Raw genomic sequence first — 3,636 nt, forward strand, 5'->3', positions numbered from 1 at the left:
AGCTCGCCGCCACCGGGCGGGCATCGCATGGCTGGCTGGGCGTGCAGGCCACCGGCGACGCCGGTGCCCACGGCGCCAGGATCACCGAGGTGGTCGGTGGCGGCCCCGGCGCGGCCGCCGGGCTGACCGTCGGCGCGCTGGTCACCAGGGTCGACGACCAGGTGGTCGGAAGCGGTGACGCGCTGATCGCCGCGGTGCAATCCAAGGACCCCGGCGCCCCGGTCACAGTCGCGTTCGTCGACCGTTTCGGCCTGCCGCTGACGGTTCACGTCACCCTCGGCAGCGACCAGGGCCAAGAGTAACGCTGCGCGCGGAAATCCCGCTCAGGTTGACACGCAGGGAATCTGCGCAAAGAGCGTGGTGCCTTCGCTTTCTCGGCTGGTGATGTCCAACCGTCCGCCCAACGCCTCCACGCGGTCCTTCAGGCCGATGAGCCCGGACCCACGGGCATCCGCGCCGCCAATCCCGTTGTCGGACACGGAAAGCCGCACCAGTGTATCCTCGGCCTCGACCGTGACGGCGACGCCCGACGCCTGCGCGTGCTTGGCGGCATTGGTCAGCGCCTCTGCCACAACGTAATAGGCGGCTACCTCGACGGATTCCGGCAATCGCCGCTCGCCATCCACGCGCAATTCGACCGGCATCGCCGCACGCCGGCACAACACACGCAGGGCGGGGCCCAGGCCTGCGTTCGACAGCACGGCCGGATGAATGCCGTGCGAGAGCTGGCGAAGCTCCTCGCTCACCGCCGCAACTTCCCGCTCGGCCTCCATGACTTCGTGGCGCAGTGGGCTGTCGGCGGGCAGGGATTCTTCGAAAGCGCGGATGCGCAACCGCAGCGTGACGAGGCGTTGCTGCGCGCCGTCGTGCAGGTCACGCTCGATGCGACGCCTGGCCTCGTCACCGGCGGCGACGATGCGTGCGCGCGAAGCCATCAGCTCGTCCCGTGCCTGCGCATTGGCGATCGCGGTGGCCACCAGCTCGGCGAAATCAGCGAGGCGCGTTTCCGTTTGGTTAGCAAGCGGTTCCGGCCCGGACGACGCGATGACCGCCGCTCCCCACAGTCGGCCGTCGACCTTGATGGGCGCGCCTACGGCCGAACGCATCCCGACTCTGCGAACCGTGGCGGCGATCGGGCCGGCCGCATCCTCGTGGCTGTCCATCCGCGCCGTCGCGCCGGTGCGCCACACCATCGTCGCAACGTTCTCACCATCCAGCGAGAACGCCTCGCCGACCGGGATCTTGTGCAAATGAACCTCATCGTGGGCCGCGACGAGTTCGCACGAGTCATCCCCCGAGTAGCGCACCAGCACACAGTTTTCCACTCGCAGCGCCTTAGCTACCTCGGCAGAGACTGCGGTGAAGAGCTCGGAGGGGGAAACGCCGCGAGCAACCAGCGTCGCCACCCGCCGCAGGGCGGACTGGCGCCGCGCCAGCTCGCTGAGTTGATCTGCCACACGCCGGGTCTCCGCGGCGCGGCATCGGGCCCAAGCCGCCAGAGCATTCGCCAGCAACGCGATGGGCAGGAAAACCGCGAGCGGCAGGAGAAAAGCCGGGCTCGCCGGCGGCCACCCGCCGTCCATGTCGAGGTGGATAACCAGATAGACCACGGCGCTGACCAGTGTGACCAGCACAGCCAGCCCGATATCCCAGCACCAGGAAATGACCAGGACGCCAAAGAGATACACCACCCCTAGCGTCGCGTGCGGTGCGACTGAGGCAAGGATACGCACCACCACGGTCTCGGCGACGATCAACAAAGCCGCCACCGTGATGCCGAGCCATAATGGCGCGCCGGCGGCCGACAACCGCGCCGAATGTGAGCCCGACGGCCGGGACCCGCTGGGGGATCGAGGGATCGACCAGTCGTTGGGAGTGATCGGACGACCGTCGCGAGCGCTCATGCCGTGAACGGGTCCAAGAAGCTTGGGGTCAGTCACTGATGTGGCGCCATCTCACAACCAAGCTCCATCCCGGCGACGTCGGCACTGGCGGCGCGCGATTGTGTGCGTCGGAAGAGTGGGGCGCCTCTACCCAGTTTCGGCATGGACGCAGGGCTTTGCATCGAAGCTGGCTGCAATCGGTCTATACCGGCCAGCAGGTAGGCGCGGCCACTTATCCGTCAGGAGTCCGATCGGAGCGTTGGACAGGAAACCGTACCCGTACCGTGGTGCCTGCCCCGCTCGAACTCTGCAGCTCGACCTGCCCGCCCCAGCGCCTCCGCGCGGTCCTTGAGCCCGAGGAGCCCCGTGCCGCAGGCGAAGTCGGCACCGCCGACACCGTCGTCGGAGACCTCGATGCGCAACTCGCCGCGGGCTGCGTCATGGTCGACGCTCACCGTGATCGTCTGGGCGTGGGAGTGCTTGGCGGCATTCGTCAAAGCCTCGCCAACGGTGTAGTAGGCGCTGACCTCGACGCGCTCGGGTAATCGATCGGGCAGGTGGACGGTCAGGCCCACGGGTAACTGCGAACGCCGGGCGAGCGCGTTCAAGGCTGGGCCGAGGCCGCCCCTCGCCAGCACCGCCGGGTGGATGCCGCGGGAAAGCTCCCGCAGTTCGTCGAGCGTGAGGGACTCCGGGTAGCGCGGCGCGTCCACCAGCTGCGGCACCCCCTCCGCTCCCCGCAGTCGCTCCAGCACGGCCACCTCAGTGCGGAGTCTCCGTTGGGCTTCGGGGGTTTCATGCACCGTCTCGACCCGAACGGACTCAACCCGATCGGGGAAAATCGCGCCTTCGTACACCGAACTCCTCATGCCGGACGGCCCCGCCTTTAGCTAACACCCATCCGCGAGGACCGTCGACAGTCTCGAAGGTTCAGGAGCCTGCGGGTATCTCGAAGGCGTTGAGGATCGCGCAGACGGTGTGATAGATGCCGGTCAGCACGGCGGCCTCCATCACCCCTGCCGTCCCCAGCAGCGCTTCCGCGTCGCGGTACAGCGCGTCGTCGAGACGGTGCTCGACCGACAGGGCACGCGCGATGCGGTGGACAATCGCCTCGGTCTTTGTCAGATCCTGCGGCAGGCCACCGTCGGTCAGCGTCCGCACCGCGTCGTCGGCGAGGCCGACCTGGCGGGCGACGGCGCAATGCGCGGACAGCTCGTACGGGGCTTGCCACACGGCGCCGACCGTCAGGATGATGACCTCCCTGCTGCGTTTGCTCAGCGAGGTGTTCTCCTGCTCGGCGACCGCGAGCTCGAGGAAAGCCGACGAGATGGCCGGGGTCAACAGGGCCGGATTGAATGGGGCCGATCAACCGTCCGGCGTCGGTGCGTGCCTGGAACTTGGCGCTCTCGGCCCACGGCACCGCCACGTTCATGAGCCAGTCGAAGAGCTCCGCTTGGCCCTGATTCAGCGCGTCGCGCTCGTACAGCGGCAGTCGCCCGCCCAAGCCGTTGCCATCGATCGACATGAGCCCTCCCGAGCTATCCACTTGCACTGCTGCACCCCTCGCCGTGCGCAACGGCATCCGATCCGTGACCGGCTTTCCCCCTCAGCATGCCGCGATCACTCACGCAATGTCGTTACCGACAACGGGAATCGGCGTGCCCAGCTAGCGGTAGTGAGCGGGGCCGACCGGTGTCCGCTCGACCGCCGTGAGCTGAATCACCTTGCACGGACCGCTATTACGGTTAGCAGG

At 68.0% G+C, this 3,636-nt stretch carries 4 protein-coding genes; 1 reads left to right on the forward strand and 3 read right to left on the reverse strand.

The features are described 5' to 3' along the window. Positions 1 to 302 (forward strand): S1C family serine protease (locus JO059_RS03750; RefSeq protein ID WP_293314774.1); only part of this gene is annotated, 302 nt, incomplete at its 5' end. A gap of 21 nt (positions 303 to 323) precedes the next feature. On the opposite strand, the gene JO059_RS03755 is transcribed toward JO059_RS03750, so the two are convergent. From JO059_RS03755 to JO059_RS03765, 3 genes are all read right to left on the reverse strand, one after another. Then, entirely contained in the window at positions 324 to 1,808 is a 1,485-nt protein-coding gene (locus JO059_RS03755; RefSeq protein WP_293314775.1) for a GAF domain-containing protein, read from the reverse strand. A 314-nt stretch (positions 1,809 to 2,122) separates the two neighbouring features. Then, positions 2,123 to 2,752, reverse strand: a complete 630-nt coding sequence (locus JO059_RS03760; RefSeq protein ID WP_293314776.1) for an ATP-binding protein — start codon at positions 2,750 to 2,752, stop codon at positions 2,123 to 2,125. 61 nt (positions 2,753 to 2,813) lie between these two features. Next, positions 2,814 to 3,224, reverse strand: coding sequence for a carboxymuconolactone decarboxylase family protein (locus JO059_RS03765; protein ID WP_293314777.1), 411 nt, complete (start codon positions 3,222 to 3,224; stop codon positions 2,814 to 2,816). Positions 3,225 to 3,636: the final 412 nt, after the last annotated feature.

Origin of the sequence: Mycobacterium sp. (assembly GCF_019247615.1) — a bacterium.
In the GTDB taxonomy this organism is placed as follows: Bacteria; Actinomycetota; Actinomycetes; order Mycobacteriales; family Mycobacteriaceae; genus Mycobacterium.

What these genes read in the sequence shown, in the direction of transcription:
- JO059_RS03760 (WP_293314776.1), bottom strand. Translation starts at nt 2,752, where the DNA reads ATGAGGAGTTCGGTGTACGAAGGCGCGATTTTCCCCGATCGGGTTGAG.